This window comes from Syntrophobacter fumaroxidans MPOB, from assembly GCF_000014965.1.
Taxonomy (GTDB): Bacteria; Desulfobacterota; Syntrophobacteria; order Syntrophobacterales; family Syntrophobacteraceae; genus Syntrophobacter; species Syntrophobacter fumaroxidans.
In genome coordinates, this window is record NC_008554.1 from 1,759,610 (window position 1) to 1,782,305 (window position 22,696).

Annotated in this window: 19 protein-coding genes and 1 tRNA gene; 12 read left to right on the plus strand and 8 right to left on the minus strand. The window is 60.5% G+C overall.

The features are described 5' to 3' along the window. Window positions 1-42: 42 nt before the first annotated feature. The 3 genes from dxs to SFUM_RS07370 are packed head-to-tail and all read left to right on the plus strand — an operon-like array spanning window position 43 to window position 3,195. Entirely contained in the window at window positions 43-1,983 is a 1,941-nt protein-coding gene (gene dxs, locus SFUM_RS07360; protein WP_011698280.1) for a 1-deoxy-D-xylulose-5-phosphate synthase, read from the plus strand. Next, the gene (locus tag SFUM_RS07365) at window positions 1,940-2,692 is read left to right on the plus strand and encodes a TlyA family RNA methyltransferase (RefSeq protein WP_041440112.1); all 753 of its coding nucleotides are present in this window, start codon (window positions 1,940-1,942) and stop codon (window positions 2,690-2,692) included. Before dxs ends, SFUM_RS07365 begins: the two co-directional genes overlap by 44 nt. A 29-nt stretch (window positions 2,693-2,721) precedes the next feature. Further along, complete coding sequence (locus SFUM_RS07370; protein WP_011698282.1) at window positions 2,722-3,195, plus strand: 23S rRNA (pseudouridine(1915)-N(3))-methyltransferase RlmH; 474 nt, start codon at window positions 2,722-2,724, stop codon at window positions 3,193-3,195. A 50-nt stretch (window positions 3,196-3,245) separates the two neighbouring features. Here the strand turns inward: SFUM_RS07370 and SFUM_RS07375 are convergent, their stop codons facing one another. Next, on the minus strand, window positions 3,246-3,464 hold the full coding sequence (locus tag SFUM_RS07375; protein ID WP_011698283.1) for a NifU family protein: 219 nt from the start codon (window positions 3,462-3,464) through the stop codon (window positions 3,246-3,248). A gap of 273 nt (window positions 3,465-3,737) precedes the next feature. Here SFUM_RS07375 and hpt point away from each other — a divergent pair, with 273 nt between their 5' ends. The 4 genes from hpt (at window position 3,738) to SFUM_RS07395 (ending at window position 6,879) form a co-directional block, all read left to right on the plus strand. Beyond that, a complete protein-coding gene (gene hpt / locus SFUM_RS07380; protein ID WP_011698284.1) occupies window positions 3,738-4,265 on the plus strand; it encodes a hypoxanthine phosphoribosyltransferase in 528 nt (175 codons plus the stop codon). Window positions 4,266-4,342: 77 nt separating this feature from the next. Beyond that, window positions 4,343-5,089 (plus strand): DUF3426 domain-containing protein, encoded by a 747-nt coding sequence (locus tag SFUM_RS23485; RefSeq protein ID WP_011698285.1) that lies wholly within the window; start codon window positions 4,343-4,345, stop codon window positions 5,087-5,089. Between the two features lie 190 nt (window positions 5,090-5,279). Next, complete coding sequence (gene serS, locus SFUM_RS07390; RefSeq protein WP_011698286.1) at window positions 5,280-6,551, plus strand: serine--tRNA ligase; 1,272 nt, start codon at window positions 5,280-5,282, stop codon at window positions 6,549-6,551. 37 nt (window positions 6,552-6,588) lie between these two features. Further along, window positions 6,589-6,879 carry an HU family DNA-binding protein gene (locus SFUM_RS07395; RefSeq protein ID WP_011698287.1) on the plus strand — a complete coding sequence of 97 codons (291 nt, stop codon included), beginning with the start codon at window positions 6,589-6,591 and terminating at the stop codon, window positions 6,877-6,879. Between the two features lie 120 nt (window positions 6,880-6,999). On the opposite strand, the gene SFUM_RS07400 is transcribed toward SFUM_RS07395, so the two are convergent. The 7 genes from SFUM_RS07400 to SFUM_RS07435 all read right to left on the minus strand — a co-directional run bounded on the left by SFUM_RS07400 (window position 7,000) and on the right by SFUM_RS07435 (window position 14,134). Beyond that, on the minus strand, window positions 7,000-7,329 hold the full coding sequence (locus SFUM_RS07400) for a hypothetical protein (RefSeq protein WP_150109459.1): 330 nt from the start codon (window positions 7,327-7,329) through the stop codon (window positions 7,000-7,002). A gap of 2 nt (window positions 7,330-7,331) precedes the next feature. Further along, window positions 7,332-7,625: an acylphosphatase gene (locus SFUM_RS07405; RefSeq protein ID WP_011698289.1), complete on the minus strand. Its 294-nt coding sequence runs from the start codon at window positions 7,623-7,625 to the stop codon at window positions 7,332-7,334. Between the two features lie 34 nt (window positions 7,626-7,659). Beyond that, window positions 7,660-9,687 (minus strand): NAD-dependent DNA ligase LigA, encoded by a 2,028-nt coding sequence (ligA, locus tag SFUM_RS07410; RefSeq protein WP_041440114.1) that lies wholly within the window; start codon window positions 9,685-9,687, stop codon window positions 7,660-7,662. A 163-nt stretch (window positions 9,688-9,850) separates the two neighbouring features. After that, window positions 9,851-10,645, minus strand: coding sequence for a nucleoside phosphorylase (locus SFUM_RS07415; protein ID WP_011698291.1), 795 nt, complete (start codon window positions 10,643-10,645; stop codon window positions 9,851-9,853). Between the two features lie 49 nt (window positions 10,646-10,694). Continuing rightward, the gene (locus tag SFUM_RS07420) at window positions 10,695-10,967 is read right to left on the minus strand and encodes an HU family DNA-binding protein (protein WP_011698292.1); all 273 of its coding nucleotides are present in this window, start codon (window positions 10,965-10,967) and stop codon (window positions 10,695-10,697) included. 772 nt (window positions 10,968-11,739) lie between these two features. Further along, on the minus strand, window positions 11,740-13,566 hold the full coding sequence (locus SFUM_RS07430) for a hypothetical protein (protein ID WP_011698293.1): 1,827 nt from the start codon (window positions 13,564-13,566) through the stop codon (window positions 11,740-11,742). A gap of 292 nt (window positions 13,567-13,858) precedes the next feature. After that, a complete protein-coding gene (locus SFUM_RS07435; protein WP_011698294.1) occupies window positions 13,859-14,134 on the minus strand; it encodes a YHS domain-containing protein in 276 nt (91 codons plus the stop codon). Between the two features lie 347 nt (window positions 14,135-14,481). Between SFUM_RS07435 and SFUM_RS21555 the strand changes: the two genes are divergently transcribed. From SFUM_RS21555 to SFUM_RS07470, 5 genes are all read left to right on the plus strand, one after another. After that, on the plus strand, window positions 14,482-15,858 hold the full coding sequence (locus SFUM_RS21555) for a M23 family metallopeptidase (RefSeq protein ID WP_049766318.1): 1,377 nt from the start codon (window positions 14,482-14,484) through the stop codon (window positions 15,856-15,858). A 4-nt stretch (window positions 15,859-15,862) separates the two neighbouring features. Next, window positions 15,863-18,307, plus strand: a complete 2,445-nt coding sequence (gene priA / locus SFUM_RS07445; RefSeq protein ID WP_011698296.1) for a replication restart helicase PriA — start codon at window positions 15,863-15,865, stop codon at window positions 18,305-18,307. Window positions 18,308-18,312: 5 nt separating this feature from the next. Next, window positions 18,313-20,208 carry a B12-binding domain-containing radical SAM protein gene (locus tag SFUM_RS07450; RefSeq protein WP_011698297.1) on the plus strand — a complete coding sequence of 632 codons (1,896 nt, stop codon included), beginning with the start codon at window positions 18,313-18,315 and terminating at the stop codon, window positions 20,206-20,208. Between the two features lie 694 nt (window positions 20,209-20,902). Continuing rightward, complete coding sequence (locus tag SFUM_RS07455) at window positions 20,903-21,442, plus strand: GNAT family N-acetyltransferase (RefSeq protein ID WP_011698298.1); 540 nt, start codon at window positions 20,903-20,905, stop codon at window positions 21,440-21,442. Between the two features lie 1,007 nt (window positions 21,443-22,449). Beyond that, window positions 22,450-22,521, plus strand: a tRNA-Thr gene (locus SFUM_RS07470). Window positions 22,522-22,696: the final 175 nt, after the last annotated feature.

Consider the following 22,696-nt stretch of genomic DNA (forward strand, 5'->3'; position numbering starts at 1 on the left):
TCCGGTTGAGCCCGGAAGCTCCCGTCACGGAAAGGTGGAACCTTGACAGAACTTCAAACGAGCACTTTGCTCTCTCAGATTGACAGGCCGAGCCAGCTGAGGCAGCTCACACCTGCTCAGCTCCAGCAGCTCGCCCAGGAAATTCGCGAGACTCTGATCCAAACCGTTTCCAGGAACGGCGGTCACCTCGCTCCCAATCTCGGGGTCGTTGAGCTCACTATTGCCCTGCATTACGTGTTCGACTCCGCTTGCGACCGCATCATCTGGGATGTCGGGCATCAGGCCTATGCACACAAGCTGGTCACCGGGCGGCGCGCTCAATTCCACACGCTTCGCCAGTATGGCGGCATCAGCGGCTTTCCCAAGCGGTCCGAAAGCAAGTACGACGCCTTCGGCACGGGACATTCCGGCACCTCGATTTCGGCGGCGCTCGGGATGACCGCTGCTCACTCGTTGAAAGACAGCCCGTGCCGGGCCATCGCCGTGATCGGAGACGGGAGCATGACCGGGGGAATGGCGTTCGAGGCCCTCAATCATGCCGGCGACCTGGCCAAGAACCTGATCGTCGTCCTGAACGATAACGAGATGTCCATCTCCCCGAACGTGGGAGCGCTTTCCGCTTTCCTGAGCAGAAAGCTTTCGACCAAGAGCCTCATGAACCTCAAGAAGGAGATGGAGCGATTCGTCAGGACAATTCCCGGCCTGGGCACCAACATCATCCAAATCGTCAAGCGCAGCATGGATTCGCTCGTCACTTTCTTCACCCCGGGCATGCTGTTCCAGGCGCTTGATTTTCATTACATCGGCCCCATCAAAGGGCATCGACTGGACCGGCTGATCGAGACACTCCGGACGGCACGCGAAATCGAGGGGCCGGTGCTGATCCATGTCATGACCGAGAAGGGCCGGGGTTATCCTCCGGCGGAGATCGACCCGACCAGCTTCCACGGCGTGGGCGCTTTCGACATCGCCACGGGCAAGAGCCTGAAATCGGAGCTGAAAAGCCCGCCGTCCTACACGAAGGTGTTCGGCGACACGATCTCCCGTCTTGCCTACGACGATTTCAAGGTGGTCGCCATCACCGCCGCGATGCTCCAGGGAACGGGCCTTGAATGCTATTCGGAACGGTTCCCCGATCGATTCTTCGATGTGGGGATCGCGGAACAGCATGCCGTGACGTTTGCCGCCGGCATGGCCGCGGAAGGCTTCAAACCGGTGGTCGCCGTCTATTCCACTTTCCTTCAGCGCGCCTTCGATCAAATCGTCCACGACGTCTGCCTTCAGAACCTTCCCGTGGTCTTCGCGATGGACCGCGGAGGCCTTGTGGGCGAGGACGGACCGACTCACCACGGGGTTTTCGATCTGTCTTTCCTGAGGATCATTCCCAACATGATCCTCATGGCCCCCAAGGATGAGAATGAGCTGCAGCACATGTTGAAGACGGCTCTCGATCACCATGGACCGGCAGCCGTTCGATATCCCCGCGGGAACGGCTACGGCGTCGCGATGGACAAGAACCCCGAAACGCTGCCCGTCGGCAAGGGAGAGCTTCTTCGCGAGGGAGAGGACATTCTGCTGATCGGGATCGGTACGACCGTATACCCCGCCATGGAAGCGGCGCAGCGACTGGAGCGTCAGGGAATCAGCGCGGCCGTGATCAACGCGCGGTTCGTCAAACCCCTGGACCAGGACCTTATTTTCGATTGGGCCAGGAAGATCGGGAAGATCGTGACCATCGAAGAAAACGTGCTCCAGGGAGGGTTCGGCAGCGCCGTACTGGAAATGTTGCAGGAGATTTCATTCTCCCCGAAGTCTTTCGTGCGCCTGGGAATTCCCGACACGTTCGTGGTCCATGGCCCGCAGAGCACGCTTCGAAACCTTTATGGAATCGATGCGGACGGTATAGAAAACGCCGCATTGAACCTGCTGAACACGCGCGATGGCCAAATCCTCCACGCGATTGGACAAGTTGCTCGTCGATAGGGGTCTCACCGCGAGCCGGGAACGGGCGCAGGCGCTGATCCTTGCGGCCAGGGTGCTCGTGGACGGCCGCAAAGTGACGAAGACCGGACAGCAGGTGTCCGTCGACTCGAAAATCGAGTTGACGGGCGCGGACATGCCCTACGTGAGCCGTGGGGGGCTGAAGCTGGAGCACGCCATCGCGACGTTCGGGATCGGCGTGGAAGGCATGGTGGCCATGGATGTCGGAGCTTCCACGGGGGGATTCGTCGATTGCCTGCTGCAGCGCGGCGCAAGAAGAGTTTACGCGGTCGACGTCGGTTACGGGCAACTGGCCTGGAAATTGAGGCAGGACCCGAGGGTGGTTGTCCTCGAAAAGCATAACATCCGGTTCCTCCCCCGCGACCTGGTGCCGGAAGCGGTGCAGGTGGCGACGATGGATACTTCGTTCATTTCGCTCAAGCTCGTGATCCCCGCCGTGATCCCGTTTCTCGCCCGCGGTGCGCGATTGATCGCCCTGATCAAACCTCAATTCGAGGTCGGGCGGTCTCAGGTCGGCAAAGGGGGAGTGGTAAAGGATCCGGAGCTTCACCGCCGGGTATGTGAGTCCATCACGGAGTTCTGTCGCGAATCGGGCTTCACCGCCATCGACGTCACGCCCTCCCCTGTTCTGGGTCCCAAGGGAAACAGGGAGTTTCTCCTGGCGGCCCTGTTCAGCCCGGGCACCCCCTGAGCCTTGCGGCACAGGAAGACCGGAGCATCATGCAGATCCACCTCGTGTTTGTCGGGAAAACGGTCTTTCCGGATGTCGAAACGGGCATCGAGCGTTACGTGTCCCGGCTCAACCACTACCTGCCCACCCGGATTCACTACGTCAAGGCCGAGAAGATTCCTCCGCGGGGGATGGAATCCGCCGTCCTGGAAAAGGAATGTGAACGTATCTTGAAGCTGATCGGCGGGAAGAGCAATCAGCTGATCGTGTGGGACAGGACTGGAAAGCACCTGGACTCGCTGGAGTTCGCACGAGTCCTCGAGCGATTGAGCAATGGGGGCACCGGGGCGGTTTGGATGATCATCGGCGGGCCCCTGGGGATTTCCCGTGAACTCAGGGACAGGGCGAACCTGGTTCTGGCCTTGTCTGAAATGACCTTTCCTCACGACCTGGCCCGCCTTATCGTGGCCGAACAGCTTTACCGGGCATTCACCATCATCAGGGGCGAACCCTATCACAAATGAAAGCCCGGCGCTCCACCCGACCGGCCACGACGCCCGCCGTCCCCACAGTATCAGACGGACTGTACTTCCGTGACCTCGGGAACATTCTCCTTGACCACCCGCTCAATGCCGGCCTTCAGGGTCATCTGGCTCATGGGGCAGCCGTGGCAGGCTCCCGTCAGGCGCACTTTGACAACGGTTCCCTGAACGTCGACCAACTCCACGCTTCCGCCATCGCGCTCGAGCATCGGCCTTATCTTGGCCAGCGCTTCTTCCACTTTCTTCCTCATACCTGCTCCTTGTGTTTTTAAGGTGAGCGATCCAAGTGTTTATATTCGCTTGCCGCTTCAAAATCAAGGAAAAGGGCACTGGGACCGCTCATCGCGGGTTCCCGCCGGGCGCACCCGGACCGCACGTCGTCGGGAGATCTTCGGCTGTTGGCAAAACTGATATTGATACTGAGCAGTTAACGCTAAACTGCATTGATCTTTCGTTTCCTTTTCGCTATTATGTTTCGGATGTTCGGTCTGATACTTCAACGGGAGATGAGCAGGGAGGGGAGGTTGGAGAACTACCGACTGGTCGAACGCATTGATCCCCACGGGGTGACGAAGCTCGTGAGTGAACTGGCCGATCGCATCAATCGGGACTATGAGGGACGGAGCCTGCTGGTCATCGGCATCCTCAAAGGGTCTTTCATCTTCATGGCCGACCTGGTGCGAAGGTTATCCCTTCCCGTGAAGCTGGATTTCGTGCGGCTCGCGAGTTACGGAGACAAAGCCGAGTCGAGCGGGCGGGTGCAGATCACCAAGCGTATCGAACTGCCGGTCCAGGGACATCACGTCCTGGTGGTGGAAGACATCATCGACACGGGCGTCACTCTGAAGTGGTTTCTGGAACATCTCCGCGAACACCGGCCGGAGTCGGTGAGGGTGTGCGCACTGATCGACAAGCGTGAACGGCGCGAGGTTGAAGTCCCATTGGACTACGTGGGCATTTCCGTCGAAAAGGGCTTTCTCGTCGGTTATGGTCTGGATTTCTCGGAGAAGCACCGGAACCTCCCCGGCATTTTCGAGGTGTGTTTCGAATAGGCGGCAATGGGGGCGGAAGTCCCGGCTGCATTGGAATTAATGAATGATCGACCGACAATGCGAAAGGGAGAACCTGCATGATTGTTGTGTGTGAGTCTTGCAGCACGAAGTTTCGTCTGGATCCGACAAAACTGAAGGGAACCAGGACCAAGGTCAGATGTTCGCGCTGCGGCCATACCTTCACAGTCGAGCGGCCCGAGGAGGATGATCTCATTCCCTCCCAGCTCACGGATGGTGAAAGCGAGGAGGACTTCCCCGTAGAGGAACGGCCTCTGCCGGCCCCTCCTCCGCCCCCGGTGAGACGATTCCGGCTCCGTCGGCTGGTCGGCTGGTTCGTGATCGCGTTGATCCTGGGGGGCGGAGTCTACTGGCTCACGGACCAACAGGTTCCCCCTGGCCCCGGAAGCGGGCGCGTCTCCAAGGAAGCGGAACAGCCCAACGTGACCATATCGGATACGCTGCAGGCGTACTTTCTTCAGAATGCCCATGCGGGGCAGGTCTTTGTGGTGGAAGGAGAGGTGACCAACGAATCGAAGAAACCGGTCAGCTTTGTTCTGCTGGAGGGCAAACTCTACACCACCGACAACCAGGTTGTCCAAAAGCAGCGGTGCTATTCGGGGAACATCATGAGCCGCGAGGAAATCGCCCGCCTCGGGCTCACGGAAATACAGAACAGAATGATGAACCGGGAAGGCAAGAACCTGAAGAACGTCCGGATTCCCGCATCCAATCGAGTGCCATTCATGCTGGTCTTCCATAACCTTCCCGAGTTGGCAACCCTTGGAGATTACAGCGTTGAGGTGGTCAGCTCGAAGTACGATTGATCCAACCCCAGCCTGACTTTTTCGTTTCCCGAAACGGGAAACAGAGGAGTCTGGCTCTCTTTGCTTCGCCAACTTATTGAACTGCCCAAAGGAATTGACAAACGCACTTTTTCAAGGTAAAGAGACTCTAATTTCAACCTCTTGATAACTGTAAGGAAACGAGACCCTCGCCCCTGAAGGATACGGTTGCATGCTTGACCTACGATTTGTCCGCGACAACGTCGACAAGATCGACATGATGTTGCGGAATCGCCGGATGGATTTGAGCCTTGCCCCCCTGATCGAGCTGGATACCCAAAGGCGGCGTATTCTGCGCGAGGTGGAGGAACTCAAGTTTCGCCGGAACAAAGCCTCCGAAGAGATCTCGAACCTGAAAAGGGAAAAGAAGGATTCATCCCTTCTGATCGAGGAAATGAAGGAGGTCTCCCGGCGGGTCAAAACACTGGACCAGGAACTCACGGTCATCGAGGAGCATTTCCGGGATTTTCTCCTGCTGATTCCGAACATGCCTCACGAATCGGTTCCCGTCGGCGCGGACGAGAAGGACAATCCGGTGGCGAAAACCTGGGGGAGCAAACCGGAGCTGGATTTCGAGCCGAAACCCCACTGGGAGATAGGCGAAGCGCTGGGGATCCTCGATTTCGAACGTGCGGCAAAGATCGCCGGGGCCCGGTTCGCCCTCTACTGGAAAATGGGCGCCGCTCTGGAGCGCGCCCTGATCGCGTTCATGCTGGATATCCACACCAAGCGGCACGGATACACCGAGGTGCTGCCGCCGTTCATCGTGAACAGCACCAGCCTGCTCGGTACCGGGCAGCTTCCGAAGTTCAAGGAAGATCTGTTCAAACTGGAGGACAGGGACTTCTACCTCGTACCCACGGCCGAAGTTCCGGTGACCAACATTCACATGAACGAAACGCTTGAGGAGTCGGAACTGCCGAAGCTCTATACGGCGTTCACTCCGTGTTTCCGATCGGAGGCGGGGTCTTACGGCAAGGATACTCGCGGCCTGATCAGGCAGCATCAGTTCAACAAGGTCGAGCTGGTGAAGCTGGTCAAACCCGAGTCTTCCTACGAAGAGCTCGAGAAACTGCTTCTCGACGCGGAGCGGATCCTGCAGGAACTGGGGCTGCACTACCGGGTGGTCACGCTCTGCACGGGCGACATGGGTTTCTCTTCCGCCAAGACTTATGACATCGAAGTCTGGCTGCCCGGACAGAACACGTACAGGGAGATTTCATCCTGCAGCAATTTCGAGGACTTTCAAGCACGACGAGCGAACATTCGCTTTCGGCGCAAAGGACAGAGCAAGACCGAGTTCGTTCACACTCTGAACGGATCCGGGTTGGCGGTGGGACGAACACTGGTCGCGATTCTCGAAAACGGTCAGCAAGCCGACGGCAGCGTATCGATCCCTCCTGCATTGCGCCCATACCTGGGAAACATCGAAAGAATTGATTGAGATCGTCGAATACACCAATCCTCAAGGAGTTTGGAACATGACTAAGAGCGAACTCATCGAAACGTTGGCCAAGGCCGAAGGAATCACCCTGAAAGCTGCCGAGACGGCCGTCAACGTTGCATTCCAGAGCATGGAAAATGCTCTCATTCGGTCGGATCGCCTGGAAATCCGCGGCTTTGGAAGCTTTAAGGTCAAGAACTACGAAGGCTATAAGGGCAGGAACCCCAAAACCGGTGAGCTCATAGAAGTCAATTCCAAGAAGCTGCCGTTCTTCAAGGTGGGCAAGGAGCTCAAGGAGCGCGTAAACGGCTCCGAAGGCGAGTCGTAAAAACGCCTTGCGACGACGCGGCGTCCAATGAAACACCATGCCGCCCGAGGTTTGACGGAACCTCGGGCGGCGGTAGCGTTTCCACCAGCTCTTCAGCCTTCGAAATGCCGGTTTCTCAACCTATTCGCTCACGAATAGAAAATACAGGTTCACCACCAACAAACCCAGAGTTCCTCCCACGAACGTGAGGATGTCCCTGAGCGGCATGGTTTCTCCCGGAGGTGAAATCGTCGCCTGTGCCAGGAACAGGAAAGCCACAAACGACCCGAGTGCCAGCAGAATGCGGAAGCGTCTCTTCCAGACCAGGAGCCCCAGGATCGGAAGCCCCACCAACCACACATAGGGATTCCTTATCACGGCCTTGGGATCGAGTTGGCGGACAGCGTTCAAAATAGTCGGGAAATCCCACGCCACAAAGAACTTCACCAGGTGGTCCCAATATTCTTTCACGTTCAGGCCCCCCATCTTCCAAAGGTTATTTCGAATCGGACAAATTCTCCCCGGAAATCTTCCTCCCTCACTTCCACTTCGGTCACGCGACTCATGGGACTGCCTTTCCGGCACCATTCGACCATCCGTGCGACCTTGTCGGCATCCCCCTCGAATACGGCTTCGACCCTGCCGTCCGGGAGGTTTCTGACCCATCCGCCGATGCCCAGGTGGTAGGCCGCCTCTTGCGTATAGGCACGGAAGGCCACACCATGCACCCGCCCCGATATCCACACGTGGGCGCGCCGTTTATCCATGATTCCCTTCTCCCCTCCAGGGAACTTGTGACGATTACATCCCGAGTCGCTCGAGAAATTCCCTTTCATCCAGGATCGTAATCCCTAACTGTCTTGCCTTTTCGACCTTCGATCCCGGATCGGCACCGGCCACGACGATGTCCGTCTTCCTGCTCACACTGTCGGACACCCTGGCCCCCCTCGATGCCGTCAGGGCCGCCGCATTCGATCGGGTCATCGAGCTGAGCGCGCCGGTGAAAACAACCGTCTTCCCGTTCCAGAATGCATCCACCGGCCCGGCTTCAGGCTCGGTGGCCGCCATCTCGAGTCCCGCGCTCAGCAGGCTTTCGACCAGCGTCCGATTGGCGGGAAGCGAGAAATAATGGACCACGCTCCTGGCCACCACCTCTCCGACGCCGTTGACGCTCATCAGCTCCTCCACGGAAGCCCGGCGTACGGCATCGAGCGTCCCGAATCGCTCCGCCAGCAACCGGGCAACGTGGCTCCCCACGTGATAGATGCCGAGCGCGTAGAGGAAATCCGCCAGGTTGGTCTTCTTGCTTCTCTCGATCGATTCGACCAGGTTGCGGGACGACTTTCCGGCAAACCCCGGGAGCTGCTCCAGTGTCTCGACGCTCAGCCGGTAGAGGTCCGACACCGATTCAACGATGCCCCGGTCCACAAGCATCGAAACGATGTTCTTGCCCAGACCTTCGATATTCATTGCGTCCCGGCTCGCAAAATGACGCAGGGACGCCTTGATTTGAGCCGGACAGTTGCGATTCAGACAGCGATGGACCGCTTCTTCCGGCAGGCGCACGACCTCCGACCCGCAGGAAGGGCACTGCCCGGGCATCTGGAAAACCTCCTCACCACCCGTCCTGGCTTCCCCGATGACCTCGACGACCTCCGGAATCACGTCCCCCGCGCGGCGCACCATCACCTGGTCGCGCACACGAATGTCTTTGCGCTCCACCTCATCCTGATTGTGCAGAGTCGCCCTTCTGACGGTGACGCCGCCCACCGTCACGGGCTCCAATTCCGCCACCGGGGTCAGTACTCCGGTCCGACCCACCTGCACCTTGATGTCGAGGACCCGAGTCCGCGCCTGGTGGGGCGAAAACTTATACGCAATGGCCCATCGGGGGCTTCTGGATTTTTCACCAAGCATTTCCTGCCACTCGATGGAATTCACCTTCACGACCACGCCGTCGATTTCAAAAGGCAGAGCGTCCCGTCCTGCCGCAATCTCATTGTAGAAGCTCACGGCATCCTCGATGGACGGGCAGACCCTGGACAGAGGATTGACGGGAAGACCCCACCGACGGAGCTGCTCCAGGGTCTGTGCCTGGGTCTTGAAGCGATAACCCGACACTTCTCCCACACCGTAGAAAAAAGCTTTCAGTGAACGCGCCGCGGTGACCGAAGGATCGAGCTGACGCAACGATCCCGCCGCGGCATTGCGTGGATTTGCGAAAAGCGGCTCACCGGCTTGTTCGCGGCTCCTGTTGAGGGCGGCAAAGTCCTTCCTGTCCATGTAGACTTCGCCCCGGACGGCAATCCGAGCCGGCGGGGAAGCCCCCCCCGCACCCGCGTAGAGCTTCAGGGGAATCGCCCTTATGGTCTTTGCGTTGCGTGTCACGTCCTCTCCCACATACCCGTCGCCCCGGGTGCCGGCACCGGTCAGCTCACCGTTTTCATAGACCAGTTCAACCGCCAGCCCGTCCATCTTCGGCTCCGCCATGAAGTCGACGTCGCCCCTGTCTCCCAGGATCTTCCGCACCCGACGGGCAAACTCGAAGACTTCCGCCTCCGACATCGCGTTCTCGAGACTCAACATGGGTATCGTATGGGGAAAGGGCAGGAATTTCTCGGCCGGGGCCGCCCCCACCCTCTGTGTCGGCGAATCGGGCGTGATGAGCGCCGGGTAGGATTCTTCCAAACGGACCAGTTCGCGAAACAGCCCGTCGTAGGCCTCATCGCTGATTTCCGGACGGTCGAGGACATAATAGAGATAGTTGTGATGCCGGATTTCCTCCCTCAAGGCCTCAATCCTGGCATGTGCTTTCTCGCGGTCCGGCATCGCCCTTACCCCTTCGACAAGAAAGTCGTAGAAAGAATATGATAACACGGCAGGCACGCCGGCACCACATTACCGCCGGTCCCCGCCCGCTCCGGCACGTACCGACCCGCTTCGGGGAGAGTTGGAAATGCTTGAAGGCAGGTACGGCCGTCACGCAAACGGCTCACTCTTCTTTCATCCTCCGGGCAACCACCGAAAGCACGGCGTCCACCACTTTCTCCCTGGTCTCCAGGAACCTCGGCTCTCTGTACCCGTGCACCCAGTGCATCGAATGCAGCTCATCGGAAACGGTCAGAACCACAGCCAGCCGAATCTGCCTGAAAGCGGCCACGGTGAGCAGAGCCGACGTCTCCATGTCCACGGCCAGGACACCGGAATTCTGGTACTGCAACACCTTCCGACGAGTTTCACGATAAGGGGCGTCGGTAGTCCAGACAGACCCCTCGTGTACCTTGACCCCCCTCGCCGACAGGTCCGCAATGAGCGAATCGCGAAGCTCATTGGAAGGTCCCCGTAAAGCGTCGCCTCCCAGGGGATAATGATCGGACGTCCCCTCTTCACTGACCGCGGTGTCGGGGACGACCACGTCCCCAACGCTCACCCGCCCCTGAAGAGACCCGCACCAGCCGACCGCAAAAACCTTTCTCACCCCCAATGCGATCATCTTCTCCAATACCATGACGGCCTGCGGAGCGCCGAGCATCGGCCCGACCAGTGCAATCGGCACCCCTCCATATTCTCCCGCGTATGCATCGGAGAGATAGATCCTGTTGTTCATGCTGGGACGTTGAGGAAAACGACTGGAAAAAACTTCCAGGTCAAGAGGGGTAAAGATCAACACGGCCGCCGGCGGCAAAGCTTTTTCCCGCTTTCCCTTCCGAGGTTCTATGAGGGCCAGGTTCTCATCCGTTTCCATTGCAGCGGCAGAAGCGTCTGTTGGAATTGCGAGCCCGCTCATGGACCCCGTTCCCGGAAAACTCCGGGTAACGGGGTCCTTAAGAAGTCTCTTATTTGATCGCGTCTCTGAGCTTGTTGCCGGCCTTGAACCTCACCACCTTCGAAGCAGGAATGGTGATGGCCTGACCGGTTCGGGGATTGCGGCCTTCGCGCTTGGCCCGCTTGGCCACGTCGAACGTTCCGAAACCCACCAGGGTGATCTTGTCACCCTTGGCAAGTGCCGCACTGACGGCCGCGATAAGATTGTTCAGAGCCTTTTCCGCAGCGGCTTTGGTGATGCCCGTTCCATCGGCCATTTTGATAACCAGATCGGCTTTCGTCATGTGGACCTCCTCCTCCTTAAGTTTAACGAATACGCAATGTATTGCCCCGGGATTATGAACCTAAATCACAAAAGTACCTTTACTCCAGCCCCTTTCGGTAGGCAATTATACTTACCTCAATGCCCTTAGCAAGCACTAAATCGCCGACGAATCGGCTCAGACCATCTTTTTACGCGGATTGACAACTCGTTCGGCCGGCGCACATTAATGACTACGCACTGTTTTTTCATTAATGCCCGTGATGCGGCAGAGTTGTGGTCATTGCCCCTTATTCCTTGATGCATAAGGCATTGGGGTGATTCGCCATGCGGCGAACCCGTCGAACCTGAGTGTGGAGCGCGGCCCATTGCCGTCTTTGGCACGAATATTATTAATCATTATTAATGAAATTCACTTCCTGCGAGGCTCCGTGTACCGGGCGAGGAGAGTCCCTTCGAAGCGGCCGAGGACGTTGTCCCTCGCCCCTGGAACCTTTTGGTATGAGGGCCGTGATGTGGTCGCGGCGCACCCCGCAGCACGAGAATACCTCCCCCGGACCCTGTCTTCGTCAGGAGAGATGGGTGGATTTTATGAAGCGGTTCCAGGGCGTCGACTGTCACCACAGCGAACATCTGTTGAACGACGAGGAGCGGAATGCGCGCGATACCGTCCGCCGCTGAGTCGAAGACCGTTATATGCCCAAGGTCGACGAATACTTCGACAAAGGGGTCTTCGACGTCGGCCTTGTCCCCGAGTTGGCCGAGCTCGGCATGTTCAGCCGCCCTTCGCCGGATCACTCCTCATGAGGTGCGGACGGCGCGGTAACCTTCTTCAGAAGATAAAAGGCGCCCTTCGAATCGTAGCGCGTGGTCCTGGTGGCGTAGATCCACCTGCAGCCCGCCAGAATTCCGTCTATGCTCACCCGGTAACAGTCCTGGCGCGCCGGATCGGTGGTGGTGGTGAATTCAATGTTGGGCGCCGAGTAGGTCCCCCGGACCAGCAGGTTGCAACCCGGGAAACCGACGTAACTTCCTTTGATTATGTCCTCGACCTCGTCGTAAGCCAGATGCCAGAACTCGATGGAACCGTCCTTCTGCCAGTAACCGTTGATGCAGTCGGCATCCCCCGGCGCCGGGATGACCTGAACCGTGTAATCGCCGCCCTCGGACCGTCCCGCGACGATCATGATCAGTTGGCCCCACTCCCCCGGCTTCAGGGTTTTGTAGAACTCACACTGCCCTGCAAAGCTTTGCTTGACGGGCTCCTGCCCCTTGTTCGACCTGACCCCCATGAAAAAGTAACTGAAGTTGCCCGCGGCTTCCCCGGTCACTCTCACGCGGACGCGCGTCAGCTGATCGCCCAGGGCGAACCGATAGTAATCGGCGCCGTACGGGGCCACTCGGCCGTTGAAGGTGAAACGCGTCGAATTCGAAGAAATCTTGTGGGCGGCATTGATCTGGACGCGGCGCAGCTGGCGGGTGGCTTCGCACGTGACATGCGGTGTCCCTTCAAGCGCGTAATCGTATTCAGAAGGAGCATTGGCAAGACCCTGGATGTAATTGGTCTTGTGCCATTTGTGAAGAAAGTGATCGAAGTCCAGCCCGAGCTTTGCCCGCACCACGGCAGCCACGGCGGCGCGGGGATCCTTTTGCGCCTGGGAGTGGTACCTTTTCCACGCATCCCGGATGGCTTCCCACCCGGCTCTGTCAGCCAAATAAACCCAAAAATGGGCCGAATCGTAGGCCCGATTGAGCAACAGGTTCTTGTCCGGGTTGGCCAGCCCTTCGTTCATGCGGTTGACATAATCGTAAACGGGGGAGACGTCTCCGGCCGCCAATGCCCACTTCATCGCCCAGACGGCGGTGCCCTCCGCCAACCACATCACGCCCGGGTACGGATCCTCGAGACCGCACGTGAACTGCACGCGATGGAAAAGCTCGTGGGCCGATACCGACCTCCTGCGACACGGATCCTTTGCCACCGACCTGCTGTTCAAATTGATATACTTCAAGGAATTATGCGTCGATCCCATGTCCCCGAAGTAGAACACCTTGATGTCGATCAACTTCTCGCCGTACTCCTCGTAACACTGAGGTTCGATCCCGAAGATGTCCGTGTACACATTCCAGTATCGGTTCAAATACAAGGACAGCGCTCGAATGTCCTCGCGGGTGACGTTGTGCAGCTCGTTGGAATCGTTGTCCGTCCACTTGAACTTGAAGTGCCCGAAAATCTCCTCGCGAGGCAACTCCGGAACCGCGCCCGCCATGAGATCGTCCACCCGCCGCCGCGTCTCATCCGAGATTGCCGGGTTTTGCAGCCCTGCCATAAGGCTGGTTATTCGCGGGTACCCGCATTCCGCCTCCCCCTCACGGGCGGGGGGCGTCTCCACTTCCAGGGGAGAATAGATCTTTGCGGCCAGCGCGAGGATTTCCTCGTCCGTGCGGGGAACGTCCGGGTTGCCCCCGAAGCGGGCTTCAAAAACCTCCCGGGAGAGGATCTCCATCCGGATTTCGTCTGTAGCGAACTGGAAAACTTCCGCGGCATCGACGGCCCGCGGGATCGTCAGTATCGCAAGAATCAATACAAAAATCACATTGCGCAAGGATGCAGGTTTCATTGTATTGCGCCTCCGGTTGTTCGAGCTGCAGCCAATACAGGGGGATGCACGCGGCCGATGAAGCCCCCGGACGCCACGGAAAACTTGTATTGATCGTGCTTCAGCACACATGTCTTCAGCTTACAGGAACGGCCGGATTGTGTCAAATGATCAAATTACCACGGAAAAATGGATTGCACCCGGCAATGAATCAACCAAGGAACGGGGGTAAAGCATGGTCACAGGCGGGAAGCAGGACGAAAAAACCGGCTCGGCCGGTGACAACGTCACCGGCCGAGCCGCGATGGACCGATCACTTGGCGTCGGAGGTTTTCTCAAGCTCCACGCCTTCGGACTCGAGCTTTCTGATGTACTTGTCAGGATCTTTCCGGAAGTCTTCGACACAGCCGGTGCAGCAAAAATACACCCGTTTCCCCTGGTAATCCGCGAAAACCGTCCTGTCGATCTTTCCACCCATCACAGGGCAGTTCGTCTGAGCTTTCCCCGCGTCCGCGGCTTCCGGAGCGAATGCAAATCCGGACAACATCAGTCCGAGTGCAAGCACGAGCACAATCAACAACCTCTTCATAATCGTTCCTCCCTGGTGCATCGAGTATACCCGGTCGGGCCCGGCACCGGCAATTGTTGGGTGGCCCTCGTTCGATATTTTCTTCTCTCGTGAAGTCAATCATCCAACGCTCCTATCGACGACGTCCTGACCGAACTTGTCCACCACTGCCGGGAACGGCCTCCCTGCGTGCCTCCGCGGCCCCGTTTCCTTTTTACTTTTGACCTGTTCTCAGCCGATGTGATAGAAATGAACCTTGGACGATTCACCTCACAGTAGACGGATCATGCTTGCCAAGATCCGGGCATCACTTCCGACTCGGTCGCGGCCGCCATCCGGAAGGCGGCGGCTACCCCCGGCGGGCACCCATGAAGAAGTTCGTGATCAAAACCATCCCCGGCAGACCCGACCACCGAATTCCCAGGACGCGATGGATGAGAGGCAAGCACGTCTTCATCGCGCTCGTGGTCCTCGGCTTTGCCTTCGGATCGTACAGCCTGCTCCAGACACCGGATGAGAAGGTCCCGGCGACGCCTGCCGCGCCCGCGACGACCGCCGAACCCGCGACCCCCGTCTCCCTTGATTATCCCGATGCCTTCGCCGTGCGTTCCCAGTATCTCGAGCGGTTTGCCATACGGCATCACATCGTTCGCGCCGGCGAATCCCTCTCCGGGATCGTCGAGTCCTCGGGCCTTCCCGCGGCGGTCATCGGCCAGTGGGAAAAATCCTGCCGCAACTTCCCCGCGCTCAGCCAGATCAAGCCCGACGACGAGCTCATCATACACGTGGGCCGCAGCGACAACCAGCCGGTGAAGCTCATCCTGTCCGCGGCTCAAGGTTCCACGTACACGCTGCGCAGAGTCGGCACCGAATGGAACTGCCGGGATGACGGGAGCAGCCCTCTGCCCATCGGAAACACGGTCCGGGGCGTTTATGCCGAGGATCTCTACGAATCTTGCATCGGAGCCGGTCTGCCGGCGGCCCTCGTGGCGGATCTGACCGATATCTTCGCCTACGACGTCGACTTCAACTCGGATCTGAAAGAAGGCGACACCTTCGTCGTCCACTACGAAGATTGGGTGAAGGACGGCCGGAAATCGCGGCCGGGGGTCATCCTGGCGGCCGAGTTCACGGCTTCCGGGCAGCGCTTGCAGGCTTTCCTCTACCAGTTCCCGGACGGGGCCACGGAATACTTCGACGCCAAGGGAACGTCGCTTCGCAAACCCTTTCTGAAGAGCCCCCTGAACTACCGGCGGATCATGGCCGCATCGAACTACAAGCCTTTGAAACCGATTCTCAAGATCTACCGGCCGCACCTGGGCGTGGATTACACGGCACCGAAGGGAACGCCGGTCAGCGCGGTGGGAGACGGGACGGTCGCGGCCATGGGAAGAACGGACAAGGCGGGCCGCTTCATCCAGATCGTGCACAAAGGCGGCTACAAGACCCATTACGGTCACCTGTCCGCCTTCAGCAAAGGACTCGCAAAAGGCAGGAAGGTGACTCAGGGTGAAATCATCGGCCTGGTGGGCTCCACCGATGCCTCGACGACGCCCTACCTCGACTTCCGCTTCGTCCGTAACGGTAAACCGGTCAATTATCTCAAGTCGGATTTCCCCCGCTCCCGCACCATTCCGAAAACGCTGCGGCTCGATTTTGAAAAAAAGCGCGACCTCGGCCAGGCCGCCCTCGACGGCAGTTCCGCCCCCACGGCGAATACCGCCGAAGGTCCGACCAGCGGGTGATCCGGTGGCGGGTCCTTTCGCGGAAGTATCGATTTTCAGCGCTCTCGAGAAGACCCTGCACTACGCGATTCCCTCCGAGCTGAACGCCGGGGCGCGCCCCGGCGCGCGCGTGCTGGTCCCCCTGGGAAGAAGAAGCGCCACCGGGCTCATCCTGGCCCGCGCCGACTGCCCTCCCCCGGACATGCCCCCGGAGGTCCGCCTGAAGCCAATCCTGGCAGTCCTGGACGACGCTCCCGTGCTCACTCCCGATCTCATCGCACTGTGCCGCTGGCTTGCTTCCTACTACTTCTATCCTGTGGGAGAAGTCCTCCAGACGGCCCTTCCCTCCGGGGCGACCAACGCCCCGCAAGTCTTCGTGCGCCTTACGCCCGCGGGGGAGGAACGGGCCGAAACGCAACGGGACGAAATCGGGGAGTTGCTGCATCGCCGGGGGCCGACGGCTCTTGCCGAGCTCGAAGCCGCCTGCGGCTCGCCGCGAGGCTTCCGTCAAAAGCTCAGGGAACTTGAAAACCGGGGGCTGGTGGAACGGTGCCATGAATGGCGATGCGGATTGCCCGGCCCGAAGACGGTCAAGGTGGTCCGCCTGGCAGGTGAACCGGATCCCGGGCCGATCGAGCACAACGCCAACCTGAAGTCGCTCGTCGCGCTCCTGCGGGGAGCGGATGCCGGTATCCCGCTGAGCGTGGTGCGCCGGGAAGTGCGAAACGCCGACTACTGGCTGCGCAAGCTCGCGGCCGCAGGAACGGTGCGGGTGGAAGAGCGGGAGGAGGAACGCACGTTCCGGCTCGCGCAGGCCTTGCCGGAAGCCCCGCCGCCGCGGCTCACCCCGGACCAGCAGGAGGTTTTCGACGCGGTTTCCCCGTATCTCGCAAGCGGGCCTTTCCAGCCGTTCATGCTGTTCGGGGTCACCGGAAGCGGCAAGACCGAAGTCTACATGCGGCTGGTCGAGGAAACGCTCAAACGGGGGCGCGGCGCGCTCGTCCTGGTGCCTGAAATCGGCCTCAGCACCCAGCTCGAAGCCCTCTTCCGGCAGCGTTTCGGCGAGCGGCTCGCGGTCTGGCACAGCGGCGTCCCGGAAGGAGCCCGGCACGATCAGTGGCGGGACATCCTGGCGGGCCGCAGGACCGTGGTGCTCGGCGCCCGGTCGGCCGTCTTCATGCCCGTTCGCGATCCGGGCCTCATCGTGGTGGACGAGGAACACGACCCGTCGTACAAGCAGGACGACCACCTGCGCTACCACGCGCGCGACGCGGCGCTGGTGCGGGCGCGGCTCCTGGGAATCCCGGTGGTGCTCGGATCGGCCACCCCCAGCCTGCAGACCATCCACCAGAGCAGGCTGGAACGCTACCGCCCGCTCCTCCTGCCTCGGCGCATCCTGGACCGCCCGCTGCCGACCCTCGAGATCGTGGACATGCGCCGCGAGTCCTCGCGCGCCCGCATCCTTTCTCATCGGCTGCGCACGGCCCTGGCGGAAACCCTGCAGGCGGGCGACCAGGCCCTTCTCTTTCTCAACCGGCGAGGCTTCGCCACCTGTTTCTTATGCGGTGTCTGCGGCGCGGTGCTTCAGTGCTCTTCGTGCAGCGTCAGTCTCACCTATCACCAGCGGGAGAAGATCCTGCGCTGCCACTACTGCGGGAAGGAGGAGGCCGTGCCCGAGCGCTGCCCGGCGTGCGGCCACGCAGGCTTGTTCCCGCTCGGGTTCGGGACCGAGCGCGTGGAGGAGGAAGTGCGGCGTGAGCTGCCGGACGCCCGCATCGTGCGGATCGATCGGGACACGGTGAGCCGCCCGGAAGACCTGGTGGAAAGCCTCGACGCCGTTCGATCCGGGCGCGCCAACGTACTCATCGGAACGCAGATGGTGGGCAAGGGGCACGATTTTCCCGACATTACGCTGGTCGGGGTGATCAATGCGGATACGGCGCTGCAGTTCCCCGATTTCCGCGCGGGAGAGACGACGGTGCAGCTGCTCATGCAGGTGGCGGGGCGGGCCGGGCGCGGCGAACAGCCCGGGCGGGTGATTCTCCAGACTTACAACCAGTTCCATTACACCCTCGAAGCGGTGCTGGCGCTCGACTACGAAAGGTTCTGCGACATCGAGCTGCAATCGCGCGAACAACTTCGGTACCCGCCGTTCGCGAGGTTCCTGAAATTCCTGGTGACTTCGCGCAGCGAGGCGCAGACACGCGAGGCCGCCCGACGGCTGGCCGCCCTGTGCCGGGAGACGGCGGAACGGTTCGACGCTTCGGGGCGCCCGGCAGCCGTTCTCGGACCGTCCCCCGCTCCCCTGCTCAAGCTCAAGGACCGCTACCGCTGGCACGTTTTCGTCAAGGCCTGGACGAGCCGCGACCTGCAGGATTTCACGGAAACCGTTCTGAGCGGCGCGCGAAGCGATCCCGCGTTGAGGCGCGTTCAGCTGGCCGTGGACCGCGACCCGATGATGAGCATGTGAGCGGCATGGCGGACATCCTCCTCATCCAGCCCCCCATCAGGGATTTCTATCTCACCGCGAAAAGGACCATCCCATATGGGCTGGCTTCGGTGGCGGCGGTGCTCATGCGGGAGGGTTTTTCCGTGGAAATCCTCGACTGCCTCGCCACCCGCAAGTCGAAGTCCATCGACTTTCCCGTCGAAATGGAATACCTGAAAGCCTGGTACGGCAAGCCGGACATTTCTCCTTTCGGGTTGTTTCACCGCTACCGGCACTACGGGCTGAGCTTCGGGAAGATCGCGGAGGCGGTGCGGAGGGCGAAGCCTTTCCTGGTGGGCATTTCATCGCTTTTCACCGCTTACTGCGGGGAGGCCCTGCGGACGGCCGAAACGGTGCGGAACGCCGCCCCCGGTTGCACCATCGTGATGGGGGGCCATCACCCGACGGAACTGTACGAATCCGTTATGGAATGCGGCGCGGTGGACTTCGTGCTCCGGGGCGAGGGCGAGGCGTCGCTGCCGCTGCTGGCGCGGGCGGTGCGGGCGGGGAGCGGGATAGAGCATGTGCCCGGCATCGTGTACCGCGCCGCCGAGGGCGGATTGCGCGCGGCGGACCCGGCCGTGATGGACGATCTGGACCGCTATCCCCTGCCGGCGCAGGGATTGATCGACGGGAAGTTCTACCGCAGGGGGGCAAGGGGCGCGGCCGTGGTGACGGCGAGCCGGGGCTGTCCGCTCCGTTGCTCGTACTGCTCCATCGGCGGGGCCGAATGGCTCAAGTACCGGCGGAGGAGCGTGGATTCCGTTCTGCGCGAAATCGAGGTTGCGGTGAACGAATACGGGGCCGGGTTCATCGATTTCGAGGACGAGAACCTCTCGCTGCGCAAGCCGTGGTTCATGGAACTGCTCGATGGGATCACAGGCCGGTTCGGGGCGGGGCGGCTCGAGCTGCGGGCCATGAACGGCCTGTTTCCGCCGTCGCTCGACGAGGAGATGGTGAGCGCCATGAAGGAGGCGGGGTTCACGGCGCTGAACCTCTCGCTGGGGTCGGCCTGCCCTGAGCAGGCCCGGCGGTTCGGGAGGCCGGACGTGCGGGACGGGTTCGAACGGGCGCTGGCCTGGGCGGAGCAGGTCGGGCTGAACGCCGTGGGTTACGTCATCGTGGGCGCGCCGGGGCAGAGCGCCGCCGACTCCGTGGACGATTTGCTCTACCTGGCGGAACGCCCGGTCGTCGCAGGAGTCTCCGTCTACTACCCGGCGCCGGGCAGCGCGGACTTTGCGCGTTGCGCGCGCTCTGGGCTCCTGCCCGGGAAGTTCTCGCTCATGCGATCGACCGCCCTCCCCGTTTCCGACACGACCACGCGGGACGAATCGGCGACATTGCTCCGCCTGGGGCGGATTCTGAACTTCATGAAGTTGCTGGAGGAGGCGGGGCGTGCCGTGGTGGCGGGCAATCGGGAGGAGCGACGCGAGGCCGGGGCACGGGCGGGTCGCGGGCGAACCGGGGAGTCATTCCGCGCTCAGGCGGACCGGTGCTCGGCCGGCGCCGCGGCGGACGTCATGGCGGAGCGGAGCCGGGGAGCGATGTCTGCCCAAGCGAACCCGTGCGTGAACGGTTCGGACTTGGAGGAGCGGGAGGATCGGCACGGCGCTGGGGCAACGGCCCGCAGCGCGCGGGATGCATCCCGCTCGGAAACAGCCGCCGTGGGAGCATTGCCCGCCGAGCCCGTCGACCGCATCGAGGTCGGGAAGGACTTGCTCCGTGCCTTCCTGGCGGAGGGCAAAATCCTCGGCATGACGCCCGCCGGGGAGATTTACGAGCACAGGGTGTCAAAACGCCTTTGCGAGAGATTCCTGGCGGGTGTGTCGAGGATCGGGGCGGGGAGGGTTTCCCTTGACCGCCCGAAAAACCGCATGGTATAAGGAAAATCAAGCATTGGGCCTGCGTGGCTCGGCGACAGCGCGATTGACATTTCCAAATCCTCCCCCTCTTCCATTCTCCAGTTGACCGGACGCAGTCCGGACATGTTTCTTTCGACCGATCGAGCTCGGTTCCCGATGATTGTCATTTACCTGGAAAATAGATTCCCGGGTGAGCCTGTTTTCATGCTTCGCGGGTGAAGCGCGGCATCATGGATGATTTCGTCGCAGGCGCCTGCCGTTCCTTATGCTCACAGATTCCTTTCGACAAACAAGACCGGTAAGGCGCCGGGTGGCAGCGAACGCAAGGCCGGGGCGCACGCCGAGCCGGGGTATGCGGCAAGCTGAGTCACGCGCCGAACCAAGGTCAGCGCCTGGTGGAAGCGAACGCCCATCCGGCGAGAACGCCGAGCCGTGATGGACGAAACATCGGGGCGATTGACGGGCTTTCCACCCTCTCCCGCCCGATGCCGCAGCCTTGAACGCGACTCGGCATCACGGCCTGACTCAGAGCGACGGCCGTCGGGTTTTCTCCGCCTCCGGATGGCATGGCCTCCCCCGAGGCATCAAGCCGCAATGGAAACCGACGACCGGCGCTTCTTCGCTGCCTTGGGCCGGCACGGGCTTCCCCGGGGGCATCAAGACCCAATGAAGGCCGACAGCCGGCGGAACGTCAGTATTGCGAGGAGCAACGGCAATGTCGAGCATTCCGACCGATAGCTATCCCGCTCAATATGAGAGCCGACTCACGCTCAAGAACGGGAGGCAGGTGCTTCTCAGGCCCATTCGTCACACGGACGGGCCGCTTCTCGTCGACCTGTTCAACAAGATTTCTCCGGATTCCATCTACTTTCGTTTCCTGCGGCCCCTGCAATCCCTGCCCGAAGCCATGGTTCATCGATTCACGCACGTCGATTACAGGACCGAATTCGCCCTTGTGGCCGCCGTCGAAGAGGACGGGAAAGATGCCGTCATTGCCGTGGGGCGTTACGGTTACAATCCCGATGACGAGCATACGGACTTCGCCATTGCGGTCCGTGACGACTGGCAGCGCCTGGGGCTCGGCAGGGCTTTGCTGAGACGAGTCCTCGAGATCGGGAGCGAGCACGGCATTCGCCGTTTCTGGAGCCTCATAGACGTCCGGAACGAGAACATGCGACGCATGCTTGCGGAACTTGGCTATGAAGTGAGGTATTCGCTGCGCGACGGCTTGTTTCACACGGAGATTCTCGTGTGAGCTCCCGCCGGGGATTCCTTGGGTGCCGGCGGGTTCCCGAGGCGCCTGGAAGCGAGCACGATATCCGCCGTTTCTGGAGCCTCATCGATGTTCGGAACGAGAACATGCGGCGCATGCTTGCGGAACTTGGTTATGAAGTGAGGTATTCGCTGCGCCACGGCTTGTTTCACACGGAAATTCTCGGGTGAGCTCCCGCCGGGGATTCTTCGGGTGCCGGCGTCTTTCCGAGACGCGTGGAAGCGAGCACGGTATCCGCCGTTTCTGGAGCCTCATCGATGTTCGGAACGAGAACATGCGGCGCATGCTTGCGGAACTTGGCTATGAAGTGAGGTATTCGCTGCGCGACGGCTTGTTTCACACGGTAATTCTCGTGTGAGCTCCCATCGGGGATTCTTTGGGTGTCGGCGTCTTTCCGAGACCTTCGCCCACGGAGTGTCACAGGCTGTGAATCCGCATGAAGGTTGGCTTAAAGAGAGCCGCACCCTCAATATGCCTCTCTCAAGAGATATGCTGAGCGTGACAAATACCTGTGCATTATGAGTGTGTAGCGATGACATGAATCGGCTCAGGTGGCTCGTCTTCGATCTCGATGGTGCGCAGCCAATTACGGCAGAGTGCCCAGCAGGAAGGCAAACCCGTCGAATGGAGCAAATGTTGCCTGGCGCCTGTTCGAGCTGCCTCCGATGGGTTGCGGTAGTCGTAAGGCTCTTCGCTCCAGGCGAATCCACAGCTGACACCGCTTCAAGCCGCCTCCGACGGGTTGCGGTTGGACCCATTCCTGACAGCCGTTCGCGGCTGTGATCGCCTGATACGCTGTTCCAGTGACCAAATTGAGGCTCTTGACGCTGACACACATAGAATCTCACGCACACGCCGGCGTTGAATCTTCCCACATAGGGAGCAAATCACCTCTCGTCCCCTCTCGACCGTCTCGGGTTTGCTTCTGGCGCCGGTTTGTTTCTTGACCCTCCGGAATGGCGCATGGTATAAGCCTTTCCAACCATCGGGCTGGCGTAGCTCAACGGCAGAGCAGCTGATTTGTAATCAGCAGGTTGCGGGTTCAAATCCCATCGCCAGCTCTCAGTTTACAAGCATCCGATTTTTAGGGTGTGCATATAGTGTGCATGGATTGAAGCCAAGCTATCCCGAGGGGATTCTCCCGGGGGGGCATCAGGACAATGACTCGCAATACTGAGATTGTTCCCGGCAAGCACCCATGAGGGGGTAGCTTGCCCTCAACCCCAGGCATCCGCC

What these genes read in the sequence shown, in the direction of transcription:
- SFUM_RS07395 (WP_011698287.1), top strand. Translation starts at nt 6,589, where the DNA reads ATGACTAAGAGCGAACTCATCGAAACGTTGGCCAAGGCCGAAGGAATC.
- SFUM_RS07365 (WP_041440112.1), top strand. Translation starts at nt 1,940, where the DNA reads ATGGCCAAATCCTCCACGCGATTGGACAAGTTGCTCGTCGATAGGGGT.
- SFUM_RS23485 (WP_011698285.1), top strand. Translation starts at nt 4,343, where the DNA reads ATGATTGTTGTGTGTGAGTCTTGCAGCACGAAGTTTCGTCTGGATCCG.
- SFUM_RS07420 (WP_011698292.1), bottom strand. Translation starts at nt 10,967, where the DNA reads ATGACGAAAGCCGATCTGGTTATCAAAATGGCCGATGGAACGGGCATC.
- SFUM_RS07455 (WP_011698298.1), top strand. Translation starts at nt 20,903, where the DNA reads ATGTCGAGCATTCCGACCGATAGCTATCCCGCTCAATATGAGAGCCGA.
- SFUM_RS07375 (WP_011698283.1), bottom strand. Translation starts at nt 3,464, where the DNA reads ATGAGGAAGAAAGTGGAAGAAGCGCTGGCCAAGATAAGGCCGATGCTC.
- SFUM_RS07370 (WP_011698282.1), top strand. Translation starts at nt 2,722, where the DNA reads ATGCAGATCCACCTCGTGTTTGTCGGGAAAACGGTCTTTCCGGATGTC.
- SFUM_RS21555 (WP_049766318.1), top strand. Translation starts at nt 14,482, where the DNA reads ATGAAGAAGTTCGTGATCAAAACCATCCCCGGCAGACCCGACCACCGA.
- SFUM_RS07430 (WP_011698293.1), bottom strand. Translation starts at nt 13,566, where the DNA reads ATGAAACCTGCATCCTTGCGCAATGTGATTTTTGTATTGATTCTTGCG.
- SFUM_RS07435 (WP_011698294.1), bottom strand. Translation starts at nt 14,134, where the DNA reads ATGAAGAGGTTGTTGATTGTGCTCGTGCTTGCACTCGGACTGATGTTG.
- SFUM_RS07450 (WP_011698297.1), top strand. Translation starts at nt 18,313, where the DNA reads ATGGCGGACATCCTCCTCATCCAGCCCCCCATCAGGGATTTCTATCTC.
- serS (WP_011698286.1), top strand. Translation starts at nt 5,280, where the DNA reads ATGCTTGACCTACGATTTGTCCGCGACAACGTCGACAAGATCGACATG.
- SFUM_RS07415 (WP_011698291.1), bottom strand. Translation starts at nt 10,645, where the DNA reads ATGAGCGGGCTCGCAATTCCAACAGACGCTTCTGCCGCTGCAATGGAA.
- SFUM_RS07405 (WP_011698289.1), bottom strand. Translation starts at nt 7,625, where the DNA reads ATGGATAAACGGCGCGCCCACGTGTGGATATCGGGGCGGGTGCATGGT.
- ligA (WP_041440114.1), bottom strand. Translation starts at nt 9,687, where the DNA reads ATGCCGGACCGCGAGAAAGCACATGCCAGGATTGAGGCCTTGAGGGAG.